Here is a 22,265-nt window from a genome sequence, read left to right as displayed (position 1 = left end):
ATGCTTTTGGGCTGCATCGGCGACGACTTCACCGGCTCCTCGGACCTTGCCAACACGCTGGCCAAGGGCGGGCTCCGGGTGACGCAATATTGCGGCGTGCCGGATCAGCCGGCCGATCCCACGGTGGAAGCGGGGATCGTCGCTCTGAAATCGCGCACGATTCCGGTCGCGGCGGCGGTGGAACTCTCGCTGAAGGCAGCGGACTGGCTGGAGCGCCAGGGCTGCCGGCAGTTTCTGTTCAAATATTGCTCGACCTTCGATTCCACGCCCGAGGGCAATATCGGACCGGTGATCGACGCCTTGATGGAGCGGCTGGGTGCGGACCGCACGATCGTCTGTCCCGCCTTTCCCGCGACGGGGCGCTCGATCTATCAGGGGCACCTCTTCGTCGGCGACCGGCTGCTCAGCGAAAGCGGGATGGAGAACCATCCGCTGACGCCGATGACCGATCCCGACCTTCGGCGCTGGCTGAAGCCCCAGACCCGCCGAGGTGTCGGCCATATCCCAGCGCGCGCCGTCTTCGCCGGACCGGCGGCGATCCGGGCGGCGATGGAGAGCGAAGTCGCGGCCGGCCGGCCGGTCATGGTCGCCGACGCCTTGCGCGACGAGGATCTCGTGGCGCTCGGGGAGGCTTGCCGCGATTTCAGCCTCATCACCGGCGGGTCCGGCATCGCGATCGGCCTGCCCCGCATCTTCGGCGCCGACCGGCGCGATGCCGCCGCCTTCACCGGCTCGGCCGGGCCGGCGGCGATCCTGTCGGGATCCTGCTCGACCATGACCCGCGCCCAGGTCGCGCGCTATCGCGAGCACCATGCCGCCCTGGAAATCAAGGCGGACGAACTCATCTCCGGCGAGACCCGCGCCGAAACCGTGGCGGACTGGGTGCTCAGCGCAGGTGGCGACACGCCGCTCGTCTACACGTCGGCCGAGCCCGCCGTGGTGAAGGCCGCGCAGGAGAGGCACGGTCGCGAGGTGGTCGCGTCGCGGATCGAGGGATTCTTCGCGGATCTCGCGCGACAGTTGACCCAACGGGGCATCGCCCGCCTCGTCGTCGCCGGCGGGGAGACGTCGGGCGCGGTGGTCGAAGGGCTCGGCCTCGTCGCGCTCCAGATCGGTCCGGAGATCGCACCGGGCGTGCCCGCCGTGAAGGCGGCGGATCGACCGCTCTGGCTGACCCTGAAATCGGGAAATTTCGGCGACGAGGATTTCTTCGAGACCGCGCTCGATGTTCTCGGCGCCGGCCCTGGCGTCGGAACGGGAACGGTCACGTCATGACCGCTTCGCAAGGAGGAACACGGATGATCCGACTGTCCGCCAATCTCGGCTTCCTGTGGAAGGATCGCGCCCTGCCGGACGCGATCCGCGCGGCGAAGGCTGCGGGCTTCGACGCGGTGGAGTGCCACTGGCCCTACGACATCCCGGCCGAGGAGGTGCGGCAGGCGCTGGAGGAGACGGGCCTTCCCATGCTCGGCCTCAACACGCGGCGCGGGCGCGAGGGCGAGAACGGCCTGTCCGCGCTGCCCGGCCGCGAGTCGGAGGCGCGCGCGGCGATCGACGAAGCCTTCGACTACGGCGCCGAGATCGGTGCTTCGGCCGTCCACGTCATGGCGGGCGCCTCGCGCGGGGTCGAGGGCGCGGCGCAGAGCTTCCAGGAGAACCTCGCCTATGCCGCCGATCTCGGGGGCAAGTACGGCATGACGGTGCTGATCGAGCCGCTCAACGCCCGCGATGCCCCGTCCTACTTCCACCAGACGGTCGAAGAGGCCGCCGCGATCCTCGAAACGCTCGGCCGGACCGAGGTCCGGATCATGTTCGACTGCTATCACCAGCAGATCATGGGCGGCGATCTGCTCCGCCGCTTCGAGCGTCACCGCGACCGGATCGGACACGTGCAGTTCGCCGCCGTTCCCTCGCGGGCGGAGCCGGACGAGGGGGAGGTCGCCTTCGATCGCCTTCTGCCGATGCTGGACTGGCCGGGACCGATCGGCGCGGAGTACCGGCCGCGCGCGTCGACCGAAGCCGGACTCGGCTGGATGAACGCTTTCCGTTGAGCTGTTGAGCCGCGGACCCCCGAGTTCCTGAACTCCTGAGCCTCTGGGTCCTCGATCGGCCGACGGCGCCGGACGTTCGCCTATCGCGCCGCGACCGGGCGCGGGCGCCGGTCGGCGCGCGCGTCCTCCAGGATCATCGCCGCTCCCTTTTCCGCGACCATCATGGTCGGCGCATTGATGTTGCCGGCGGTGATGGTGGGGAAGATGGAGGCGTCGACGATGCGCAGCGCATCGACGCCATGAACGCGAAGACGCGCGTCGACGACGGATGTCGATGCGTCCGGCCCCATCCCTGCTGAACCGCAGAGATGATAGATCGACCCGCAATTCTCCCGGAAATAGGCCAGCAGCTCGTCGTCGCTCGATGCGCCGGCGGAGGGCGGCATCTCCTCGGCGGTGATCGCGCGCAGCGCCGGCATGTCCATGATCCGGCGGGCGAGCCGGCTCCCCTGGATCGCCTCGTCCCGGTCGGTCTGCGTCGTCAGATAGTTCGGGCGGATCTCGGGGGCCGCCTCGATGTCGGGCGATGCGATCGTCACCGTGCCCCGGCTGGTCGGCCGGCAGGCGTTGAAGGCGAGCAGGAAGCCCGGATAGGGTTCGGCCTTCAGCCCGGCCCCGGGATCGTCGGGAATGCGGTAGGAGAGGGGATTGAAGTAGAGCTGGATATTCTCGCGCGGCTCGGACGGACGGCCGCGGAAGAAGCCCCCGGCCTGGTTCACGCTCATCGCGAACGGACCCTTGCGCGTCAGGAGGTAGCGGAGCGCGAGCCGGGCCTGACCGAGAAGGCCTGAGAAGTCGCCGTTGAGGGTCGGAACCTTGGAGCGGTAGTAGAGGCTCGCGCAGAGATGGTCCTGGAGGTTGCGACCGACGGCAGGCAGGTCGTGACGAACGGCGATGCCCAGGCCGGCGAGCGCCGCGCCGTCGCCGATGCCGGACAATTGGAGGAGCTTCGGCGTATCGACGGCGCCGGCGCAGACGATCACCTCGCGCCGCGCCTCCACCACGATGCGCTTTCCGCCTCGGAGGATCTCGACGCCCGTCGCGCGTCGCTCCGAATCGAGGACGACGCGCGCCGCTCGGGCATGGTCGAGGATCTCGACATTGGCGCGCCCGAGGGCCGGGCGCAGATATTCGGCGCCGGACGAGGAGCGCAGGCCGCGACGCGTGTTCACGTCGTAGATCCCCGCGCCCTCGATCGATGCGCCGTTGAAGTCCGGCGTCGCCGGCAGCTGCAGCTCGGCGCAGGCGTCGAGAAAGGCGTCGCAGACGGGATGGGTCTCGCCGCGCATCGGCGTCACGCCGATCGGACCGCGGTCGCCATGATGGGCGGAGGCGCCGCCGGCGTGCCGCTCCAGCCGCTTGAAGACCGGCAGAACGTCATCGAAGCCCCAGCCTGGACTGCCGGCGGCCCGCCAATCGTCGAAGTCGCTCGCCGCCCCGCGCACGAAGATCATCGCGTTGATCGCGCCGGATCCGCCGCGAACCTTGCCCCGCGGCGCGTAGATGCGCCGGCCGCCGAGCTCGGCTTCCGGTTCGGTGCGATACATCCAGTTGACGGCGGGATCGTAGTAGCTCCGGGCATAGCCGACCGGGATCTTCAGCCAGATCGAGCGGTCCGACCCGCCGGCCTCGACGATGCAGACGCTGTACCGCCCGTCTTCGGACAGGCGGCTCGCCACGATCGATCCGGCCGAGCCGGAACCGACGACGACGTAATCGAAGCTCTGCCGATCTTCCGCCATGTCGTTCAACCCTTCGCCGGGGCGAAGTCCTTCACGTCCGCAGGCCGGGGGGCCATCTGCAGGTGCAGCCGCTCGCCGTCGTAGGGGCTGTGGCGCGCGATGGCGTCGAGATCGAGGGTGATGCCGAGGCCGGGTTCGCGGGACGGGATGAGATAGCCGTCCTCGAAGACGAGCTTCTCCTTCAGGATCTCGGCATGGAAGCCGGAGAAGTCGAGGATGGCTTCGTGGATGAGGAAGTTCGGCGAGGCGGCCGCGAGCTGGATGGAGGCGGCGGCGCCGACCGGTCCGTTGTAGAGATGGGGCGCGATCTCCGCATAGAAGGCCTCCGCCATTCCGGCGATTTTCTTGGCCTCCAGAATGCCGCCGACCCGCGCGACGTTCATCTGGAGGATCGAGGCGGCCCCCGTCTGGAGAACCCGCTGGAACTCGTATTTCGTGGTGAGCCGCTCGCCGGTCGAGACGGGAATGGAGGTCTTGCCGGAGACGCGCGCCATCGCCTCTTCCTGGCCGGGCGGGACGGGCTCCTCCAGCCACAGGGGATCGTAGGCTTCGAGGCGCCGGGCGAGCCGGATGGCGGAGGAGGGCACCATCTGGCCATGCGTGCCGAAGAGGAGATCGGCCCGCGAGCCGACGGCCTCGCGGATCTTCCGGCAGAACGTCTCGCAGCGATCCATGACGCCGAGCGACAGATGATGGCCGGAATAGGCGGTGTAGGGACCGGCCGGATCGAACTTCACCGCCGTGAAGCCCATGCGTTCGACCATGTCGGCCGCGCAGGAGGCGGCGAGATCGGGATCGTCGTAGTCGTAGGCGCCGTCGGCGCCCACGGGGTAGAGGTAGGTGTAGGCTCTCAGGCGCTCATGGACGAGGCCGCCGATCAGCGCGTGGACGGGCTTGCCCGCCGCCTTGCCGATGATGTCCCAGCAGGCGATCTCGAGGCCGGAGACGATGCCCATCATCGTCGGGTCCGGGCGCTGCGTGAAGCCGCTGGAATAGGCGGCCCGCCAGAAGCGCTCGATGTCGTGCGGATCGTGGCCGAGAAGGTGACGCTCGAAGACGTCGTCGATGAGCGGCAGCAGTGCCGTGGGGTGGAAGGCCGTCGCATAGATCTCGCCGACGCCCTCGATGCCGCAGGCCGTCTCCACGCGGACGAGGATCCAGTACATGCCGCCGAGATGGGGAGGAGGAACCGCGACGACATGGGTTTGAAGAGACGCGATCTTCATTCAACGCCCTCGTGCGCAGTTCGTTGTCGGAGCGTCCATCTCGCCAGTGGACGAGTGGGTCGTCCCGCCTGAATGCGACGTTCCGTTGCGCAACCCCGGGAAAAGGATGCCGTCAGGCGCGCGCTTCAGCCATGGAGGCTTCGCGCTGGATGAAGACGTCGGTGCTCTGAAGGAGCATGCGCGACGCGCGCCGCGCAGCTTCCGGTCGCCGCAGCCGGATCGCACGCTCGATCGCATCGTGCATCTCCTGGTTCTCCCGGATTCCGTCGTCCATGCGCGTGATCTTGCCGATGAACTGGTTCAGCGCGATCTCGATCGTCGGGCCGAGCGGCACGAGGAGGTCGTTCCCCGATGCCGCCAGGATCGAAAGATGGAACCGGGCATCCGCAGCGATGCGGTCGGAGACGTTGCGCGCGCAGGCCATGTCGCGGCAGGCCCGCGTGATGGCATCCGCTTCCTCGGCGCTGCGGCGGGCGGCGGCGAAGGCGCTCGCCTCCGGCTCGATCATCTTGCGCAGCTCCTGAACCATCTGCATGAACGTCTGGTCCGGGCCCGCGGCGTACCAGGCGAGCACGTCCCGGTCGAGCAGGTTCCACCTCTGGCGCGGCTCGACGCGGCTCCCGACCTTCGGCTTGGATGCGATGAGCCCCTTGGCCGTCAGCATCTTCAAGGCTTCGCGCACGACGGAGCGACTGGCGTGGAACATCTCCGCCCATTGCGCCTCGTTCGGCAGGATCGATCCCGGCGGGTGATCGCCGCGAACGATCCGCAATCCGATTTCCTGCGAGATTCCGTTGTGGTTCCCCCGCGCGAGGTGCGGGCACGGCACGGATTCCATCCTGGACATTGGTTCCGGGTTTGGCAGACGGTTGAGCATCGATCGCCTTTTGATGATCCTGGATTTCATGGCCCGACATTTACCGGACAATGAAGAGACGCGCCCCACAGATGCAGGGCGCGCTTAAAAATATCTACTTCTGGATGCAGGTGTCGACTGTATCCTTCGTACAGATGTCGAGACCGGTGAAGACCGGGTCCTCGACGGGCTTGCCCTCGATGAGGTCGATCATCACGCCGGGCGCCTTGTATCCCATCTCGAAGGGGCGCTGGCCGACGAGCACGTTGACGAGGCCCTCGCGCGCGATGGCGACCTCGTCGCCGATCGTATCGGCGGCGGCCACCACGAAGTCGCCCTTCGCGATGCGGTCGGCAAGCGGCCTGAACAGATCGCGATAGGGCTGCGGCGCGCCGAAGAGCGGCCAGCCGCCTTCGATCGCGAAGGCGTCGAGGTCGGGGTTGGCGGCGAGGATGTCGGTCATCGCCTGGACGCCGACCGTGCCGTCGTCATTGGTGAAGACCGGGCAACCCGAGACTTCCGTCCAGCCGCCTTCGCCGGCGAGGGCCGCGATGCCCTTCTGCCCGCTGAGGGCGTCACGCGTGCCCTGCGCGCGGCGCAGGATGTTGTCGGCGCCGGGATTGCCCTGGATCGTGCAGACCTTGCCGCCGTTCGGCTTGGCTTCCTTGATGTATTCGCCGAGCTTCTGGCCGAGGAGATAATTGTCGGTGCCGAGATAGGTCTTGCGCAAAGCCGCATCGTCGGCCGCGAGATCGGCGTCGAGCGTCATGATCGGGATGGTCGGCGCCGCGGTCTTCAGCGTCTGCGCGATCAGCTTGGCATTGGAGGGCGAGATCGCCATGGCGACCGTGTCGGCCTTGCCGAGCATGTCCTGCACGATCTGCGCCTCGCCGGCCTCGTCCGATGTCGAGGCGGGACCCGTGTAGAAGCATTCGTATTCGGACGATGCGTTTTCCGAATTCCACTTCTGGCAACCCTGGTTGATCGCCTCGAAGAAGGGGTTGTCGAGACCCTTCACCACGATCACGAGCTGCTTTTTGGCGAGGGCCGGACCGGCGCCCAGCGCCAGCACGGCGGCGGTCAATAGAAGCGATAGTTTCTTCACGATGTTCCTCCCAGGAATGCAGCGACACGGACGCGTCGCTCGTTGCGGGCCGGTCCCGACTCTTGCGGCTTGTTCTGCTTGGCCTTGTGGTCGGGTCGGCACTGACAGGATCTTGAGGCGCCGGTCGGGCGATCTCCAGTCCCGTTCTCTGCGAAGGCTCGGAGGACCTCGCCGAAGACCGTCGGCCTCTCGTGCGGATCCCGATGCGGGGCACGCTCGAGGCAACGTCGCGGTTCGCGTTTCCAACTTCGCTTTCTGGATAGGAAGCTATGCTGCAGCGCTTCACGCGGTCAATGAATTTGTCCGGTTATACAACGGTTCTACCGACGGAGCGGATTGACGCTCCCTATACGGTTTGCGCAGATGGCGTCACAACCCGGACAAAACCGGGGCAGGGAGGAACCGCTCGCAGTTTTGCGACCATGTCCGGCGCGTCGTCCGGTCGAGGCAGAGCTGCGCGCGGACGGGAGGCATAGGCGTTGGCGGTTCTCGAACTCGACCGGGTTTCCAAGCATTTCGGCGCCATCCAGGCGCTGAACGACGTGTCCTTCTCGCTGGAGGCGGGCGAGGTCGTCGGCCTGATGGGCGACAACGGGGCGGGAAAGTCGACCCTCGCCAAGATGATCGCCGGCAATTTCAGGCCGAGCGAAGGGGCGATCCGGATGGACGGGCAGGAGCTCGTCATGAACAAGCCGGTCGAAGCGCGCCGGCACGGAATCGAGATCGTTCACCAGGATCTCGCGCTCTGCAACAATCTGACCGCGGCGGCGAACGTGTTCCTCGGGCGGGAGCTGCGACGCGGGTTCTTCCCGTTCCGCATCCTCGACTACGGTCGGATGTATGCCCGCGCCGGCGAACTCTTCGCCGAGCTCAAATCCGAAACGCGGCCCCGCGATCTCGTCCGCCAGATGTCGGGCGGCCAGCGCCAGGCCGTCGCGATCGCGCGCACGCGCCTGTCCGACGCCAAGATCGTGCTCATGGACGAGCCGACCGCGGCGATCTCCGTGCGCCAGGTCGCGGAGGTGCTGAACCTCATCCGACGGCTGCGCGACCAGGGCATCACCGTCGTGCTCATCAGCCACCGGATGCCGGACGTCTTCGATGTGGCCGACCGCGTGATCGTGATGCGGCGCGGGCGCAAGGTGGCGGACAAGCGGATCGACGCGAGTTCGCCGGAAGAGGTCACCGGCCTCATCACCGGCGCCATCCAGGAAGCCTGACGCAAACGCCGCCGGACGCGGCGGCTCGGAACCCAAGGACGGCACGGATGTCCACTACCCTCGACCAGACCATCCAACAGCGCGAGCGGAGCTGGCTGTCGGCGCAGGTGGGGAGCCAGACCTTCTGGGTGCTCCTCGCCGTGCTCGGCGCCTGTCTCTTCCTCTCGTTCGCGACCGACAGCTTCGCCACGACGAAGAACCTCTACAACATCACCCGCAACGTCACCTTCGTCGCCATCGTCGCGCTCGGGATGACGGTCGTCATCATCTCCGGCGGGATCGACCTCTCCGTCGGCTCGACGCTCTGCCTCTGTTCGATGGTGCTCGCGGTCACCATGCATGCCGGCTACGGAATCGGCACCGGCATCGCTGCCTCGCTCGCGACCGCGCTGGCCGTCGGCGCGTTCAACGGCGTGCTGATCGCCTATCTCGGCTTTCCGCCCTTCGTGGTGACGCTCGGCATGCTGTCGGTGGCGCGCAGCCTCGCCATGGTCGCCTCCAACAACACGGTCGTCTTCGAGTTCGGGCCGGATCACCAGACGCTGCTTTCGCTCGGCGGCGGCGCGTATGTCTTCGGGATCGCCAATCCCGTCATCTACATGATCGTCCTCGCGCTCATCACCGCCTATGTCCTGCGCTGGACGCGGTTCGGCCGCTACGTCTTCGCCATCGGCGGCAACGAGCACGCCGCCACCCTCACCGGCGTTCCGGTGAAGCCGATCAAGGTCGCGGTCTACATGATCTCGTCGCTCTCGGCCGGCATCGCCGGAATCATCCAGACCGGCTGGCTCGGCGCCGTGACCACCAATATCGGCACGGGGATGGAACTGCAGGTGATCGCGGCCTCGGTCATCGGCGGCGCCAACCTCGTCGGCGGGATCGGCACGGCGGCGGGTGCGATCGTCGGCGCCGCGCTCATCGAGGTGATCCGCAACAGCCTCGGGCTGCTCGGCATCAACGCGTTCTGGCAGGGCACCTTCATCGGCGGCGCGATCATCCTCGCCGTGCTCTTCGACCGCGTCCGGACGCTCCGTTCGCGGAACTGAGGCGGGGTCGACGACCTTTCCCATGAACATTCGCGCGGGACGGCGTTCGCCGCTCGCTGCATCCAGCAGGGACACCATCATCATCATGAGCAAGCGAATCGTCTTCACCGGCGGGTCCGGCAAGGCCGGCCGCCACGCGGTGCGGTATCTCGTCGACCAGGGCCACACGGTGCTCAACGTCGATCTCGCCCCGATCGACGTTCCCGGCGTCAACACGCTTTATGCCGACATCGCCGACAGCGGTCAGATGTTCAACGCGCTGTCGACGCATTTCGGCTTCGAGGGCTACGATGCCGGCCGTCTGCCGGCCGCGCCCGACGCCGTGATTCATTTCGCGGCGGTGCCGCGCGTCCTCATCAAACCGGACAACGAGACGTTCCGCATCAACACGGTCGGCACCTACAACGTCATCGAGGCGGCGGTGAAGCTCGGTGTGAAGAAGATCGTGATCGCCTCCTCTGAGACGACCTACGGCGTCTGCTTCGCGGAAGGCGACAAGGACTTCCACTCGTTCCCGCTGGACGAGACCTACGACAGCGACCCGATGGACAGCTACGGCCTGTCGAAGCTTCTGAACGAGAAGACCGCCCGCGCCTTCGCGATGCGCTCGGGCGCAGACATCTATGCTCTGCGCATCGGCAACGTGATCGAGCCGCACGAATACGGCATGTTCCCCGGCTTCATGGCGGACCCGATGTCGCGCAAACGCAATGCCTGGAGCTACATCGACGCGCGCGATCTCGGGCAGATGGTGCATCGCTGCATCGAGACCGACGGTCTCGGCTTCCAGATCTTCAACGCGACGAACGACACGATCACGGCGGACATGCCGACGGCCGAGTTCCTGGCCAAACACTGTCCGAACATTCCGGTGACGCGCGAGATGGGCGAGCGGGAAGCGCCGCTGTCGAACCGGAAGATCCGGGAGATGCTGGGGTTCCGCGAGGAGCACGATTGGCGCCAATACGTCTGAGAGCGCTGTAGCCGAGGGTCGGCGTTCCGATCGCTCGGTTTCGCCACACGCGGTGACGACGGGAAGAAAGAGGGCCGGAGCGGCAACGCTTCGGCCCTTTTCGCATTACCCTCTTGTGCTGCAGTGCAGCATGAACCACCTATCATCCAAGTGGATGGTATTTGGAGTTCTCATGCCTCGCAAATCCGCGCTTCAGGAGCGTTGTGCCGACTCGGAGAAGCTCACGCTGAATCTCGGCTATGTCGATCTGGGCGGCATCGATCTTCTGGTGCGCGAGGGCTTCTTCGCCAATCGGAGCGATTTCATCCGGACCGCCATCCGGCGTCAGCTGGACATCCATGACGACCGTCTGCGCAAATCCGCCGATCACCTGTCCCTCGATCTGGGGCTTCGGCGCTTTGGACGCGCGGATCTGGAAGCGGCTCGCGATTCCGGTCGGCGCCTCGACATTCGCGTTCTCGGCCTCGTCACCATCGACGAGGATGTCTCGGTCGAACTCGCCCGCTCGGCGATCGGCTCCATCACCGTTCTCGGTGCGCTCCAGGCGAGCCGTGAACTCAAGGCGGCCTTGTCCGACCGCATCCGCTGACGGCATCGCCCGAGGGAACATGGCCATGACGAAGACCTATTCCGATCTGATGCGCGACGCTCGCGCTCTCGTCTCCAGCCAGCAGCTCGGCAAGGCGACGTCCACGATTCTCGAAGCGCTCGGCCAGGGGCGATCCGCGCCAGCGCCGGGATCCTCGTCCCATAGGGGTCCGACGATCGAGGGCACGGCGGAGAGCACGACGACGGATGCGGCGAAGGCGACGCGGCGTGCGGCGGGTCCCGCGGGCCTGACGGCTGCCCTTGCCGAAAAGCTCGCGCCCATCCTGGCCGGGCGGCCGCGCTTCACGCCGCCCCCGGCGGGCCGCACGGAGCCGCCTGTCGCGCCGGAGGGCGCACGGTTCGAGAGCCACGTCCATGCGGGGCCGGCGGGCTCGCGCGCCTACCGGCTCTACGTGCCGGCGGCGCTGCCGGACGGACCCCGTCCGCTGCTCGTGATGCTGCACGGCTGCACGCAGAATCCCGAGGACTTCGCGCGGGGAACCCGCATGAACGCGCTGGCCGAGGAGGCGGGCATTCTCGTCGCCTATCCAGAGCAGCCGCAGGGCGCGAACGTCCAGCGTTGCTGGAACTGGTTCGATCCCTCGCACCAGCGAAGGGGCGAGGGGGAGCCCGCCATTCTCGCCGGGATCGTGTCGGAGATCGCGTCCGCGCATTCGGTGGACGCCGACCGCGTCTTCGTCGCCGGACTGTCGGCGGGTGGAGCGATGGCGGCGGTCCTCGGGGCCACCTATCCCGAACTCTTCGCCGCCGTCGGCGTCCATTCCGGCCTGCCGCATGGGGCGGCCAGCGATGTCGGATCGGCGCTGTCGGTCATGCGGAGCGGCAGGGTCCCGCCGGCCGCGGTGCCTGCAGGCAGGGGCCCGCGGCTGATCGTGGTGCATGGGGACGGCGACCGGACCGTGCATCCGGCCAACGGCGAGGCCGTCGCCGGCGCGGCGTCGGCCGGCACCGCCAAGGACGTCGTCAAGTCCGGCAGTGCCGGCGGTCGCTCCTACACGCGGCTCACGCGACCAACCGGCGGCGGCGGTGGCGCGGCGCTGGAATATTGGCGGATCGACGGTCTCGGCCATGCCTGGTCGGGCGGCGACGCGGCCGGCAGTCATAGCGATCCCGCCGGTCCCGATGCCTCTCGGGAAATGCTGCGCTTCTTTCTGGAGAACCACGGCCGGTCGTGACGGCGCGGTCGCGTGGGGCCGGGAGGGCCGGTGCCGGTCCCGAAACCCTGATCCGCGCAGAAACGCACCGGATCGTTCTCGAAATCGACAACCGCGCGACGGATTTTGCGCAAAGGACGCCGCAAGGGGTCTTCCGTTCCTTCAACCGTCTATCGAAAGAGTAGATAGTACGGTCCAGACGTCGCCTTCGGGCTGCGCGGAGAGGGGACGGCATGACGACGAGACGCACGATCACGGCCTGTTGCGACTGGGCAGCCTTCCTCGGCGCCATCGCGATGGTGGGCTTTCTGACCTTCGTGCCGCAGCATGCCTCGTCGGCATCGACGGCGAGGCCTGAACCCTCGCAGGCCGCCGCTGAGACGGTCTGGCCGTCGCAGACGGCAGCCTTGTCGACCCAGCACTGAAGAGCCGGACGGCCGGAGCCATCCGTCTGGCGCTTGCGCTCGTCATCGTCGAAGATGATCCGGGGTCGCGGACGTTCGGTCGGCGGATCATCCATGCTGGCGGAACGAGATTTTGACTTCGAAGACCTCCCGTCCTTTCGCCGCGACGTCCACGCGCGCCATGGTGACCACGCCGCATGTCCTGGCGAGCGAAGCCGGCGCCAAGGTCTTGCAAGCGGGCGGGACGGCGATCGAGGCCGTGGTCGCGGCTGGCGCCGTCCTGTCGGTGGTCTACCCGCATTTCTGCGGACTCGGGGGCGACGCCGTCTGGCTCGTGGCGGATGGCGATGGGGCGGCGACCTGCTTCCTCGGCATCGGGCAGGCGGCCGAGATGCTGCCGGATTTCGGCGCGGACGAGGCGATTTCCGTGCGCGGCCCGCTGTCCATGCTGACCGGCGCCGGCCTCGTCGACAGCTGGCGATGTGTCCTCGAGCATTCCGCGGCGCGATGGGCGGGACGCCTGACGCTGCCGGCGCTCCTCGACGACGCGATATCGCTGGCCGCGGACGGCTTCGACGCCAGTTCGTCGCAGGCGTTCTGGCACGGGTTTCGCGCGCGCGAAGCCGCGGATTGGCCCGGCTTCTCGCAGACCTTCGTCGCGCGTGGTCTTCAACGCCAGCCCGCGCTCGCCCGCTCGCTGGACCAGATCGCGAGGAACGGCGCTCGCGACGCCTATGAGGGCGAACTCGCGGCGAGCCTCGCCAAGGGCCTTGCCGCGGCGGGCTCTCCGCTGACCGCCCGCGACCTCGCTCGGACGCGCACCCGCGAAGGGCCGCCGCTCTCGCTCGCCTATCGAGATCACCGGCTGCTAGCGCCGCCGCCGCCGACCCAAGGGGTGACGACGCTCGCCATCATGGGCATCCTGCGGGAACTCGGACCGTCTCCCGCCGGGATCGAGGGCGCGGACCTCTATCATCGGCTCGTCGAGGCGGTGAAGCAGGCCTTTCTCGACCGCGGGGGGATCGGCGATCCCGATTTCGAAACCGTGTCGCCTGCCGAATGTCTGGATCCGATCCGTCTTGCGATGAAGGCAGCGGCGATCGATCCGGCGCGAGCGACATCCTGGCCGCATCGATTCCAGACAGGCGACACCGCTTTCCTCGGCGCGGTCGATGCCAAGGGGCGCTGCGTCTCGATGCTGCAGAGCACCTATTTCGACTGGGGCAGCGGCTGGCTCGTGGGCGATACCGGGATCCTCTGGCACAATCGCGGCGCGGCCTTCAGTCTCGACCGGGGAAGCGCCAACGCGCTGCAGCCGGGCAAGCGGCCGTTCTACACGCTCAATCCCGGCATCGCGCTGCGCAACGGCCGGCCCTCTCTCCTTTACGGAACGCAAGGCGCCGACGGCCAGCCGCAGACCCTTTCGCTCCTTCTCAGCCTCATCATCGACCGCGGGCTCGATCCGCTCGCGGCGCTCTCCCAGCCGCGTTTCCTGCTCGGCCGAACGTTTTCCGACAGCCGCGACACGCTGAAGATCGAAGCGAATGCCGGCGCGACCGTGGTTCGCGATCTTGCCGCCCGAGGGCACGACATTTCGACCATCGAGTCCTTCAGCCCGCTCGGGGGACAGGCCGGCATCATCCACATCGCGGCGGACGGATCGATCGCGGGTGCGCACGATCCACGCAGCGACGGCTGCGCGATCGGGGTTGGATCATGACGAGGTTCGATCTTCTCCTGCGCGATGTCCGCCTTGTCGTCGGCGAGGACCTGCAGGACATCGCCATCGCAGGCGGCCGGATCGCGGCGATCGGCCCGAACCTTCGCTGCGAGGCGACCGATGAGGCCGACGGGGAGGGTTGCTTTGCCTTTTCCGGCTTCGTGGAGACGCATATCCATCTCGACAAGGCCGGCATTCTCGGCCGCTGCACCCTTTGCGAAGGCACGCTCAGCGAGGCGGTGCGCGAGACGGCGCGGGCCAAGGCCGGGTTCGAGGAGGCCGACGTCTACCGCCGCGCCTCCGCCGTCGTCGAGGCGGCGATCCTCCACGGCACCAACCGGATGCGGACCTTCGTCGAGATCGATCCGCGCGCGGGGTTCCGGTCTTTCGAGGCGATCCTCCGGGTGAAGCGGGACTATGCCTTCGCCATCGACATCGACATCGCGGCCTTCGTGCAGGAGGGACTGACGAACGAGCCGGAGACGATCGGTATGCTGGACGAGGCCCTGTCGCGCGGTGCCGATCTCGTCGGCGGCTGCCCCTATACCGATCCCGAGCCGCGCCGGCACATCGCCGACATCTTCGATCTCGCCGAACGCCACGGCACGGCGGTGGATTTCCACCTCGACTTCGACCTCGATCCCGCCAGCACGAACCTTCCCGCCGTGATCGAGGAGACGCGACGGCGCGGCTGGGCCGGCCGTGTCTCCATCGGCCACGTCACGAACCTCTCCGCCATGGCCCCGGACAAGGTCGCCGCGATCGGCCGGCGCCTCGCCCGCACCGGCATCGCGCTGACCGTGCTTCCCGCGACCGATCTCTTCCTGAACGGCCGGGGATCGGACCGGCTCGTGCCGCGCGGAATCGCGCCGGCCCATCGGATCGCGGCCGAGGGTGCGGTGACGTCGATCGCCAGCAACAACATCCTCAACCCGTTCACGCCGTTCGGCGATGCGTCGCTGATCCGGATGGCCAACCTTTATGCCAACGTCCTGCAGCTGTCGCGCGAGGAGGAGATGGCCGCCATCTTCGACATGGTCGGCTCGACCGCCGCGACGCTTCTCGGCGCCGGGCACGGATGTCGGATCGGGGGACCTGCGGACATCGTGTTGCTCGACGCTGCAGGACCCGCTGATGCCGTGCGGACCGTTGCGCGGGCGGTGCGCGGATGGAAAGCGGGGGTGAAGACGTTCGAAGCCGGACGTCCCCGCCTTCTTCGCTCCTAGAAGCCCGGAGCGCTTGCGCCGGCATGCCGTCTTGCGACCTCCACGAGCGGCGCATCCGGCATTTGGATGACCGATGCGGTCAAGCAAGCCAGCCTTACCACCGTTCAAATCGATTGAAACCTTCGTTTTTCGCCATCGCCATCGTCGGTGCTGCGCCTATTTGGCCTTGCGAACGGAGGGCACGATGATGAGCGCAACAGGCAACGACACACGGCCAGGCGGAGGTTCCGTCGAAACGCTGGCGGTCAATACCATTCGGACATTGACGCCCGACGCGGTGCTGAACGCGCATTCCGGACATGTCGGCGCACCGCTCGGCCTCGCGCCAGCCGGCGTCGAACTCTGGACGAAGCACCTGCGCTACGATCCGGACCGGCCGGACTGGCCGAACCGCGACCGTTTCGTTCTGTCCGTCGGCCACGGCTCCATGCTTCTCTATGGTCTCCTCCATCTCGCGGGCGTCCGGGAGATCGACGCGGACGGGAAGCCGACCGGAAAGCCCGCCGTGTCGCTCGACGACATCAAGGCCTTCCGACAGCTGGACTCCAAGACGCCCGGCCATCCCGAATATCGGATGACGACGGGCGTCGAGACGACGACCGGCCCGCTGGGTCAGGGCTGCGCGACCTCCGTCGGCATGGCGATCGCCGAGCGTCACCTGGCGGCGCGCTACAATGTGGGAGGCACGACCCTTTTCGATCACGACGTCTACGTGTTCTGCGGCGACGGCGATTTGATGGAAGGCGTGTCGGGCGAGGCCGCATCGCTCGCCGGGCATCTCAAGCTATCCAACCTCTGCTGGCTCTACGACAACAACCGCGTCTCGATCGAGGGCTCGACCGAACTCGCCTTCTCGGAAAACGTCGCCGAACGATTCCGCGGCTACGGCTGGAACACGATCCATGTGTCCGACGCCAACGACGCCGCCGCGATCGGCCAGGCGTTCGAGGCGTTCCGCCGCACCGACGACAGGCCGACGCTGATCGTCGTCGACAGCATCATCGGCTATGGACTCCAGAAGCAGCAGGGCACGGCCAAGGCGCATGGCGAGGCCTTCGACGCCGAGGACGTGAAGGGCGCCAAGCGCGCCTATGGCTGGCCGGAAGACCAGAGCTTCCACGTGCCGGATGGCGTCGCCGACTTCGTCCACGGCGCGGTCGCGGACCGGGGCCGGGAGCTCAGAAAGGCCTGGGAGGCGAGCTATGCCGCCTATACCGAGGCTCATCCCGAACTCGGCGCCGAGATCGAGGCGATGCGGCAGGGCAAGCTCCCTGCGGGTTGGGACGCCGCAATTCCGAGCTTCGAGGCCGATGCCAAGGGGGTCGCCTCGCGTGATGCCGGCGGCAAGGTGCTGAACGCCATCGCCGAGCGGGTCGCCTACGTGACCGGCGGATCGGCGGACCTCGCGCCCTCGACGAAGACGCTGCTGACCTTCGAAGGGGCCGGCTCCTTCGGTGGCGACAACTATGGCGGCCGAAATCTGCATTTCGGCATCCGCGAGCATGCGATGGGCTCGATCGCCAACGGCATGGCGCTGTCCTATCTTCGCCCCTACACCGCGACCTTCCTCGTCTTCTCCGATTACATGCGCCCGCCGATCCGGCTGGCCGCCATCATGGAGATTCCCGTCGTCTTCGTGTTCACCCATGATTCGATCGGCGTCGGCGAGGACGGGCCGACCCATCAGCCGATCGAGCAACTGGCGAGCCTGCGCGCCATTCCCGGGCTGAACACGATCCGGCCGGCCGACGCCAACGAGACGGCGGAGGCCTGGAAGGTGGCGATGGGCCAGACGCACGAGCCCTCCGCGCTGATCCTCTCGCGCCAGCCGCTGCCGACCATCGACCGCTCGACCTATGCGGCGGCATCCGGTTTGGTCCGCGGCGCCTACGTTCTGGCGGGCGCCCAGGACGAGACGCCGGAGGTGATCCTGATCGGAACCGGATCGGAGATTTCGCTCTGCCTCGAGGCGCATGAGCGGCTGGTGGCCGAGGGCGTGCGATCGCGCGTCGTCTCGATGCCGTCCTGGCACCTGTTCGAGAAGCAGGACGCGGCCTACCGCGACACGGTCCTGCCGCCGGAGATCATGGCCCGCGTCGCGGTGGAGCAGGCCGGCTCGCTCGGCTGGGACCGCTATGTCGGCGCGAAGGGCGCGAGCGTCACCATGTCGACCTTTGGCGCCTCCGCGCCGATCGCCAAGCTCCAGGCGAAATACGGCTTCACCGCGGACAACGTCGTCAAGCTCGCCCGCGAGCAGATCGCGGCGCGGGCCGCGCAAGGCCAGGCGTAACCTCGGACATCCGCGGCGGCGGGCCTGCCCCGCCGTCTCCGGCATCAATGGAAAGGGCATCTTCCATGCAGATCGGGATCATCGGGCTGGGGCGCATGGGCGCCAACATCGCGCGCCGTCTGGCGCGGGGCGGGCATGACTGCGTCGTCTTCGACCGTTCGCCGGACGCCGTCGCGCTTCTCTCCGGCGAGGGCATGACCGGCGTCGACGCCTTGGAATCGATGGCCGGAGCGCTCGCCGCGCCGCGGATCTTCTGGGTCATGCTGCCGGCGGGCGATCCGACGGAGGCGACGATCCAGCGCCTCGTCCAGATCGCGGCACCCGGCGACGTCGTCATCGACGGCGGCAACACGTTCTACAAGGACGACATCCGTCGCGCCAAGCTTCTGGCCGACAAGGGGCTTCACTACGTCGATGTCGGCACGTCCGGCGGCGTGTGGGGGCTGGAGCGCGGCTATTGCATGATGATCGGGGGCGAGGACGAGACGGTGCGCCGGCTTGATCCGATCTTCGACTGCCTCGCGCCCGGCCGGGGCGACGTGCAGCCGACGCGCGGACGCGACGTCGCCGACGACCGGGCCGAGCGCGGCTACATCCACACCGGTCCCGCCGGCTCCGGACATTTCGTGAAAATGGTCCACAACGGCATCGAATACGGGCTGATGCAGGCCTATGCGGAAGGCTTCGACGTCCTGAAGACGAAGAATTCGGATGCGCTCCCGCAGGACGAGCGCTTCGATCTCGACCTTCGGGACATCGCGGAGGTCTGGCGGCGCGGCAGCGTCGTCTCCTCCTGGCTCCTCGATCTCACCGCGGAGGCGCTGGTGTCGGACCCGTCGCTGGAGCAGTTTTCCGGCCGCGTCGCCGATAGCGGCGAGGGACGCTGGACGATCCATGCCGCGATGGAGCAGGCGGTTCCGGTCAACGTCCTTTCGGCCGCTCTCTATGCCCGCTACCGGTCGCGGGAGGAACATTCCTATGCCGACCGGCTCCTGTCGGCGATGCGCTTCGGCTTCGGCGGGCATGTCGAGATCCCGCAATAATGTTCGCCGTGTCCGACGAGGGGACCGCCCCTTCCGCGACGCTCGTGATCTTCGGCGCGACGGGCGACCTGACGCGCCGCCTGCTCGTGCCCTCGCTCGCCAACCTGATGCGCGACGGGTTGCTCGCCCGAGACTTCACCATTCTCGGCGTCTCCTTCGAGCCCGGCGACGATCTCAGGTTGCGAGAGACGCTCGGTGAGTTCTGCCAGGAGTGCGGCCCGGCCTGGTCTGATCTCCAGTCGCGGATTCATTACGTCGAGGGCGACTTCCTCGACGACGCGACCTATGCGGCCGTGGGAGCGAAGCTCGCCGACATCGGTCACGGGTCCGCCGGCTTCTATCTCGCCGTCGCGCCGAAGTTCTTCGGCGAGATCGCGGAGCGGCTCGGTAGAGCCGGGCTCCTCGAAGAGCGGGACGGCGCCTTCCGCCGCATCTGCATCGAGAAGCCCTTCGGGCACGATCTCGCCAGCGCCCGGGCGCTGAACGCCCGGCTTCTCGCGGTGGCGGACGAGACGCAGATCTACCGGATCGACCACTTCCTCGGCAAGGAAACGGTCCAGAACATCATGGTGACGCGTTTCGCCAACAACCTGCTCGAAGCCGTCTGGAACCACCGCTACATCGATCATGTCCAGATCACGGCCGCCGAAACGGTGGGCGTGGAGAAGCGGGGAAGCTATTACGACGCCACGGGCGCGCTGCGCGACATGGTGCCGAACCATCTGTTCCAGTTGCTCGCCGCGATCGGGATGGAGCCACCGAATTCATTCGGCGCGGAGGCGATCCGCACGGAAAAGGCGAAGGTGATCGAGGCCATCCGGCGGGTGAAGCCGCACGAGGCGGAACAGTACTCCGCCCGCGGACGCTACGGAACCGGCCGCAGCGGCGAGACGGAGGTCGTGGCCTACGATGCGGAGCCGAATGTCGATCCCGCTGGCTCGACCGAGACCTATGTCGCGCTGAAGCTTTATGTCGACAATTGGCGCTGGGCCGGCGTGCCGTTCTTTCTGCGCACGGGCAAGCGCCTGTCGGCCCGCGACACGGAGATCGTCGTCGCCTTCAAGCCGGCGCCCTACGCGCTCTTCCACGATACGGCGGCGAGCCGCCTCCCGCCGAACATCATGACGATCCAGATCCAGCCCGACGAAGGTCTGTCGCTCAGCCTCTCGGCGAAGAAGCCGGGGCCACGGATCGACATCGTCCCCGTCGATCTCGCATTTTCCTATGCGGACCGGTTCAAGGTCGGACGTTCCACGGGCTACGAAACCCTCCTCTACGACATGCTCGTCGGCGACCAGACGCTGTTCCAGCGGGCCGACATGATCGAAAGCGGCTGGGCCGCGGTGCAGCCCTTTCTCGAGGGATGGGTGTCCGGCGGCGAGGTGGAGACCTACGAGGCGGGTGGTGCCGGACCGGCCGGGGCCGATCGCCTGATCGGCCGCGAGGGCCGCGCATGGCATCGGCTGGGATGATCCGCTCTTGCGCAGGCCTCGACGAGAGCCGGCTCGCCGCGATCCGTCTCGTCGTGTCCGACATCGACGGCACGCTGGTGCGGCCGGACAAGTCGCTCGCGCCCGCCACGGTCGAGGCCGTGGCCCGGCTGCGGGCGGTCGGCATCGGCTTCACGCTGATCAGCGCGCGACCGCCGAGCGGCCTCGCCGCATTGATCGAGACCCTGTCGCTCGAGACCCCCGTCGGCGCCTTCAACGGTGCGACGATCTTCCGGCCGGGCGGGGCGATCGTCGAGGCGCATCATCTGGACGAGGACGTCGCACGCGGCATCGTCGAGGCCTATGACGGTCTCGACATCCCGGTCTGGCTCTTCGCGGACGGCCGGTGGATGACCCGCAGGCTGGACATGCCGCACATCCGCCAGGAGATCGTCGCGGCGGCCCAGGAGCCCGTCCTCGCCGAGGACTTCGGCCGCTGGCTGGGTCGAGCCGACAAGGTTCAGGGCGTCTGCGACGATCCCGAGCGGCTGGAGCGGGCGGAAGCGATCCTGATCGCGCGCTTCGGACAGCGCGCGACGATCGCGAAATCACAGCCTTACTACCTCGATGCGACGGCACCGGCGACGGACAAGGGGCACGGCGTCCGGCAACTCGCCGGGGCCTTCGACGTGCCGCTGTCCGCCGTCGCGGTTCTCGGGGACATGCCGAACGACGTGCCGATGTTTCGCATCGCCGGCCTCGCTGTCGCGATGGGCCAGGCTCCGGTCGAGGTGAAGGCCGAAGCCCACGCCGCCACGCTGTCGAATTCGGCGGACGGCGTCGCGGCTTTCCTCGACCGCATCGTTTCGTCGCGAAACTGAAGCGACGAGCGGACGACGCGGCGCGCCGGTTCGGTCGAACCGGGTTGCGCGGCCGGTCGCGACGGTGGCGCCGGGATCCTTCGACGCGACGCCGACCGTCCCCGCCGATCCGTCGACCACAACCGGGAGCATCCGGGCATGGGGCGAGGGGCGATCGTCACCTTCGCATGGGCGGTTCCGCGGATGACATCGTCGCCCCGGTGGACGCCCTGCGATGGATGCAGGGACGAGGCCCGCTCGATCCCATCGGCGCCAGCACGATCGAGGAGCCCCGGCTTGAGGCCACCCGCCGAATCGCGCCGATCGCCCGCGTCCGGATTCGCCGATCAGCCCCTGCATCGCTCTTCGCTCGTCCTGCCGGCTCGAGGCGCTGCCCGCACTCCGCTTGGCGGACCCGCCCGCGAAGCGTCGAGCCCCTGCATCCGATCTTCGGCGCCGCCGAGCCGATCGCCGCCCATGGCGAGGCGGGCTTGCCGTGAAGGTCCAGCACGATCCGCACGGAGGGTTCGCGTCCCTCGGGCGGATGTGTCTCCGTCGCCTTGCCCGTCCTGGCTCCACAGGCTGACGTGTGGAAGCCTCCGGCAAACCCGGTCCGGTTCCCTCGCACCACCGGACGACACCATCTGGCACCGACCACGAAAAAGGGCTTAGCCGTTTCCAGCTAAGCCCTTGATAAGGATGGTGGGCGTGACAGGGATTGAACCTGTGACCCCTACGATGTCAACGTAGTGCTCTCCCGCTGAGCTACACGCCCATCCGACGAAGCGGGGTAGACCACAGGACCCGAGCGGCCGTCAAGTGCCCTTCGAGAAGAAGTCGCAAGCGACCTCATTTGGCCTGTGGACGACCGCGCCTTGCGTGAAAGATCAGGCGGCCTGTTCCAGCATCTTGCCGACTTCCTCGACCAGCTCGCGCAGGTGGAACGGCTTGGACAGGATCTTGGCGTCCTTGGGAGCCTTGGAATCGGGATTGAGGGCCACGGCGGCGAAGCCGGTGATGAACATCACCTTGAGATCCGGGTCGAGTTCGGTGGCGCGGCGGGCCAGTTCGATTCCGTCCATCTCGGGCATCACGATGTCGGTCAGCAGCAGCGAGAAGGGCTCTTCGCGCAAACGCTCGTAGGCGCTGCCGCCATTGTCGTAGGCCGTGACCTCGTAGCCGGCCTTTTCCAGTGCCTTGGCGAGGAAGCGCCGCATGTCGTTGTCGTCTTCGGCAAGCAGGATCTTGGACATTCGCTTGAGGTCCCTAAGCGCCGCGGCGACGTGTCTCGGCGGCCTGTTCGATGTTGC

Annotated in this window: 18 protein-coding genes, 1 tRNA gene and 1 pseudogene; 14 read left to right on the top strand and 6 right to left on the bottom strand. The window is 67.7% G+C overall.

Translation table 11 applies throughout. The features are described 5' to 3' along the window. Both otnK and ASG43_RS02465 read left to right on the top strand, forming a co-directional pair. The gene (otnK, locus tag ASG43_RS02470) at nucleotides 1-1,275 is read left to right on the top strand and encodes a 3-oxo-tetronate kinase (RefSeq protein WP_056499778.1); all 1,275 of its coding nucleotides are present in this window, start codon (nucleotides 1-3) and stop codon (nucleotides 1,273-1,275) included. A 23-nt stretch (nucleotides 1,276-1,298) separates the two neighbouring features. After that, entirely contained in the window at nucleotides 1,299-2,051 is a 753-nt protein-coding gene (locus tag ASG43_RS02465; RefSeq protein ID WP_056499776.1) for a TIM barrel protein, read from the top strand. A gap of 80 nt (nucleotides 2,052-2,131) precedes the next feature. Here the strand turns inward: ASG43_RS02465 and ASG43_RS02460 are convergent, their stop codons facing one another. From ASG43_RS02460 to ASG43_RS02445, 4 genes and pseudogenes are all read right to left on the bottom strand, one after another. Beyond that, entirely contained in the window at nucleotides 2,132-3,793 is a 1,662-nt protein-coding gene (locus ASG43_RS02460; protein WP_056499774.1) for a GMC family oxidoreductase N-terminal domain-containing protein, read from the bottom strand. 5 nt (nucleotides 3,794-3,798) lie between these two features. Further along, a complete protein-coding gene (locus tag ASG43_RS02455) occupies nucleotides 3,799-5,019 on the bottom strand; it encodes a mandelate racemase/muconate lactonizing enzyme family protein (RefSeq protein ID WP_056499773.1) in 1,221 nt (406 codons plus the stop codon). A 112-nt stretch (nucleotides 5,020-5,131) separates the two neighbouring features. Further along, a pseudogene (locus ASG43_RS02450) lies at nucleotides 5,132-5,809 on the bottom strand (FCD domain-containing protein); the annotation flags it as partial. A gap of 181 nt (nucleotides 5,810-5,990) precedes the next feature. Beyond that, nucleotides 5,991-6,980: a substrate-binding domain-containing protein gene (locus tag ASG43_RS02445; RefSeq protein WP_056499769.1), complete on the bottom strand. Its 990-nt coding sequence runs from the start codon at nucleotides 6,978-6,980 to the stop codon at nucleotides 5,991-5,993. 479 nt (nucleotides 6,981-7,459) lie between these two features. Here ASG43_RS02445 and ASG43_RS02440 point away from each other — a divergent pair, with 479 nt between their 5' ends. The 12 genes from ASG43_RS02440 (at nucleotide 7,460) to ASG43_RS02385 (ending at nucleotide 20,976) form a co-directional block, all read left to right on the top strand. Beyond that, nucleotides 7,460-8,200 (top strand): ATP-binding cassette domain-containing protein, encoded by a 741-nt coding sequence (locus ASG43_RS02440; RefSeq protein WP_056499767.1) that lies wholly within the window; start codon nucleotides 7,460-7,462, stop codon nucleotides 8,198-8,200. A gap of 47 nt (nucleotides 8,201-8,247) precedes the next feature. Further along, nucleotides 8,248-9,246 carry an ABC transporter permease gene (locus ASG43_RS02435; RefSeq protein WP_056499766.1) on the top strand — a complete coding sequence of 333 codons (999 nt, stop codon included), beginning with the start codon at nucleotides 8,248-8,250 and terminating at the stop codon, nucleotides 9,244-9,246. An 85-nt stretch (nucleotides 9,247-9,331) separates the two neighbouring features. Further along, nucleotides 9,332-10,219, top strand: a complete 888-nt coding sequence (locus tag ASG43_RS02430; RefSeq protein WP_200939452.1) for an NAD(P)-dependent oxidoreductase — start codon at nucleotides 9,332-9,334, stop codon at nucleotides 10,217-10,219. Between the two features lie 172 nt (nucleotides 10,220-10,391). Continuing rightward, on the top strand, nucleotides 10,392-10,808 hold the full coding sequence (locus tag ASG43_RS02425) for a hypothetical protein (protein ID WP_056499764.1): 417 nt from the start codon (nucleotides 10,392-10,394) through the stop codon (nucleotides 10,806-10,808). Between the two features lie 25 nt (nucleotides 10,809-10,833). Beyond that, nucleotides 10,834-12,003, top strand: a complete 1,170-nt coding sequence (locus ASG43_RS21965) for a PHB depolymerase family esterase (RefSeq protein ID WP_082490627.1) — start codon at nucleotides 10,834-10,836, stop codon at nucleotides 12,001-12,003. 212 nt (nucleotides 12,004-12,215) lie between these two features. Then, the gene (locus ASG43_RS02415) at nucleotides 12,216-12,407 is read left to right on the top strand and encodes a hypothetical protein (RefSeq protein ID WP_056499762.1); all 192 of its coding nucleotides are present in this window, start codon (nucleotides 12,216-12,218) and stop codon (nucleotides 12,405-12,407) included. A 160-nt stretch (nucleotides 12,408-12,567) separates the two neighbouring features. Beyond that, nucleotides 12,568-14,106 carry a gamma-glutamyltransferase gene (locus ASG43_RS02410; protein WP_056500999.1) on the top strand — a complete coding sequence of 513 codons (1,539 nt, stop codon included), beginning with the start codon at nucleotides 12,568-12,570 and terminating at the stop codon, nucleotides 14,104-14,106. Further along, nucleotides 14,103-15,332: an amidohydrolase family protein gene (locus ASG43_RS02405; protein WP_056499760.1), complete on the top strand. Its 1,230-nt coding sequence runs from the start codon at nucleotides 14,103-14,105 to the stop codon at nucleotides 15,330-15,332. Before ASG43_RS02410 ends, ASG43_RS02405 begins: the two co-directional genes overlap by 4 nt. Nucleotides 15,333-15,519: 187 nt before the next feature. Then, complete coding sequence (gene tkt, locus ASG43_RS02400) at nucleotides 15,520-17,622, top strand: transketolase (RefSeq protein WP_200939465.1); 2,103 nt, start codon at nucleotides 15,520-15,522, stop codon at nucleotides 17,620-17,622. Nucleotides 17,623-17,669: 47 nt separating this feature from the next. Next, complete coding sequence (gnd, locus tag ASG43_RS02395; protein WP_156386358.1) at nucleotides 17,670-18,665, top strand: phosphogluconate dehydrogenase (NAD(+)-dependent, decarboxylating); 996 nt, start codon at nucleotides 17,670-17,672, stop codon at nucleotides 18,663-18,665. Continuing rightward, nucleotides 18,665-20,137: a glucose-6-phosphate dehydrogenase gene (zwf, locus tag ASG43_RS02390; RefSeq protein WP_056499756.1), complete on the top strand. Its 1,473-nt coding sequence runs from the start codon at nucleotides 18,665-18,667 to the stop codon at nucleotides 20,135-20,137. Before gnd ends, zwf begins: the two co-directional genes overlap by 1 nt. Beyond that, entirely contained in the window at nucleotides 20,134-20,976 is an 843-nt protein-coding gene (locus ASG43_RS02385) for a Cof-type HAD-IIB family hydrolase (protein ID WP_056499754.1), read from the top strand. Before zwf ends, ASG43_RS02385 begins: the two co-directional genes overlap by 4 nt. A gap of 679 nt (nucleotides 20,977-21,655) precedes the next feature. On the opposite strand, the gene ASG43_RS02375 is transcribed toward ASG43_RS02385, so the two are convergent. Both ASG43_RS02375 and ASG43_RS02370 read right to left on the bottom strand, forming a co-directional pair. Continuing rightward, nucleotides 21,656-21,730 (bottom strand) — tRNA-Val (locus ASG43_RS02375). A gap of 112 nt (nucleotides 21,731-21,842) precedes the next feature. Further along, nucleotides 21,843-22,208: a response regulator gene (locus tag ASG43_RS02370; protein WP_056499749.1), complete on the bottom strand. Its 366-nt coding sequence runs from the start codon at nucleotides 22,206-22,208 to the stop codon at nucleotides 21,843-21,845. Nucleotides 22,209-22,265 lie beyond the last annotated feature (57 nt).

Source organism: Aureimonas sp. Leaf454 (assembly GCF_001424685.1).
GTDB lineage: Bacteria > Pseudomonadota > Alphaproteobacteria > Rhizobiales > Rhizobiaceae > Plantimonas.
The sequence above is the reverse complement of the archived record's forward strand: the minus strand, read 5'-3'. Positions and strand labels throughout refer to the sequence as shown.

What these genes read in the sequence shown, in the direction of transcription:
- otnK (WP_056499778.1), top strand. Translation starts at nt 1, where the DNA reads ATGCTTTTGGGCTGCATCGGCGACGACTTCACCGGCTCCTCGGACCTT.
- ASG43_RS02465 (WP_056499776.1), top strand. Translation starts at nt 1,299, where the DNA reads ATGATCCGACTGTCCGCCAATCTCGGCTTCCTGTGGAAGGATCGCGCC.
- ASG43_RS02460 (WP_056499774.1), bottom strand. Translation starts at nt 3,793, where the DNA reads ATGGCGGAAGATCGGCAGAGCTTCGATTACGTCGTCGTCGGTTCCGGC.
- ASG43_RS02455 (WP_056499773.1), bottom strand. Translation starts at nt 5,019, where the DNA reads ATGAAGATCGCGTCTCTTCAAACCCATGTCGTCGCGGTTCCTCCTCCC.
- ASG43_RS02435 (WP_056499766.1), top strand. Translation starts at nt 8,248, where the DNA reads ATGTCCACTACCCTCGACCAGACCATCCAACAGCGCGAGCGGAGCTGG.
- ASG43_RS02430 (WP_200939452.1), top strand. Translation starts at nt 9,332, where the DNA reads ATGAGCAAGCGAATCGTCTTCACCGGCGGGTCCGGCAAGGCCGGCCGC.
- ASG43_RS02425 (WP_056499764.1), top strand. Translation starts at nt 10,392, where the DNA reads ATGCCTCGCAAATCCGCGCTTCAGGAGCGTTGTGCCGACTCGGAGAAG.
- ASG43_RS21965 (WP_082490627.1), top strand. Translation starts at nt 10,834, where the DNA reads ATGACGAAGACCTATTCCGATCTGATGCGCGACGCTCGCGCTCTCGTC.
- ASG43_RS02415 (WP_056499762.1), top strand. Translation starts at nt 12,216, where the DNA reads ATGACGACGAGACGCACGATCACGGCCTGTTGCGACTGGGCAGCCTTC.
- ASG43_RS02410 (WP_056500999.1), top strand. Translation starts at nt 12,568, where the DNA reads ATGGTGACCACGCCGCATGTCCTGGCGAGCGAAGCCGGCGCCAAGGTC.
- ASG43_RS02405 (WP_056499760.1), top strand. Translation starts at nt 14,103, where the DNA reads ATGACGAGGTTCGATCTTCTCCTGCGCGATGTCCGCCTTGTCGTCGGC.
- tkt (WP_200939465.1), top strand. Translation starts at nt 15,520, where the DNA reads ATGAGCGCAACAGGCAACGACACACGGCCAGGCGGAGGTTCCGTCGAA.
- gnd (WP_156386358.1), top strand. Translation starts at nt 17,670, where the DNA reads ATGGAAAGGGCATCTTCCATGCAGATCGGGATCATCGGGCTGGGGCGC.
- zwf (WP_056499756.1), top strand. Translation starts at nt 18,665, where the DNA reads ATGTTCGCCGTGTCCGACGAGGGGACCGCCCCTTCCGCGACGCTCGTG.
- ASG43_RS02385 (WP_056499754.1), top strand. Translation starts at nt 20,134, where the DNA reads ATGATCCGCTCTTGCGCAGGCCTCGACGAGAGCCGGCTCGCCGCGATC.
- ASG43_RS02370 (WP_056499749.1), bottom strand. Translation starts at nt 22,208, where the DNA reads ATGTCCAAGATCCTGCTTGCCGAAGACGACAACGACATGCGGCGCTTC.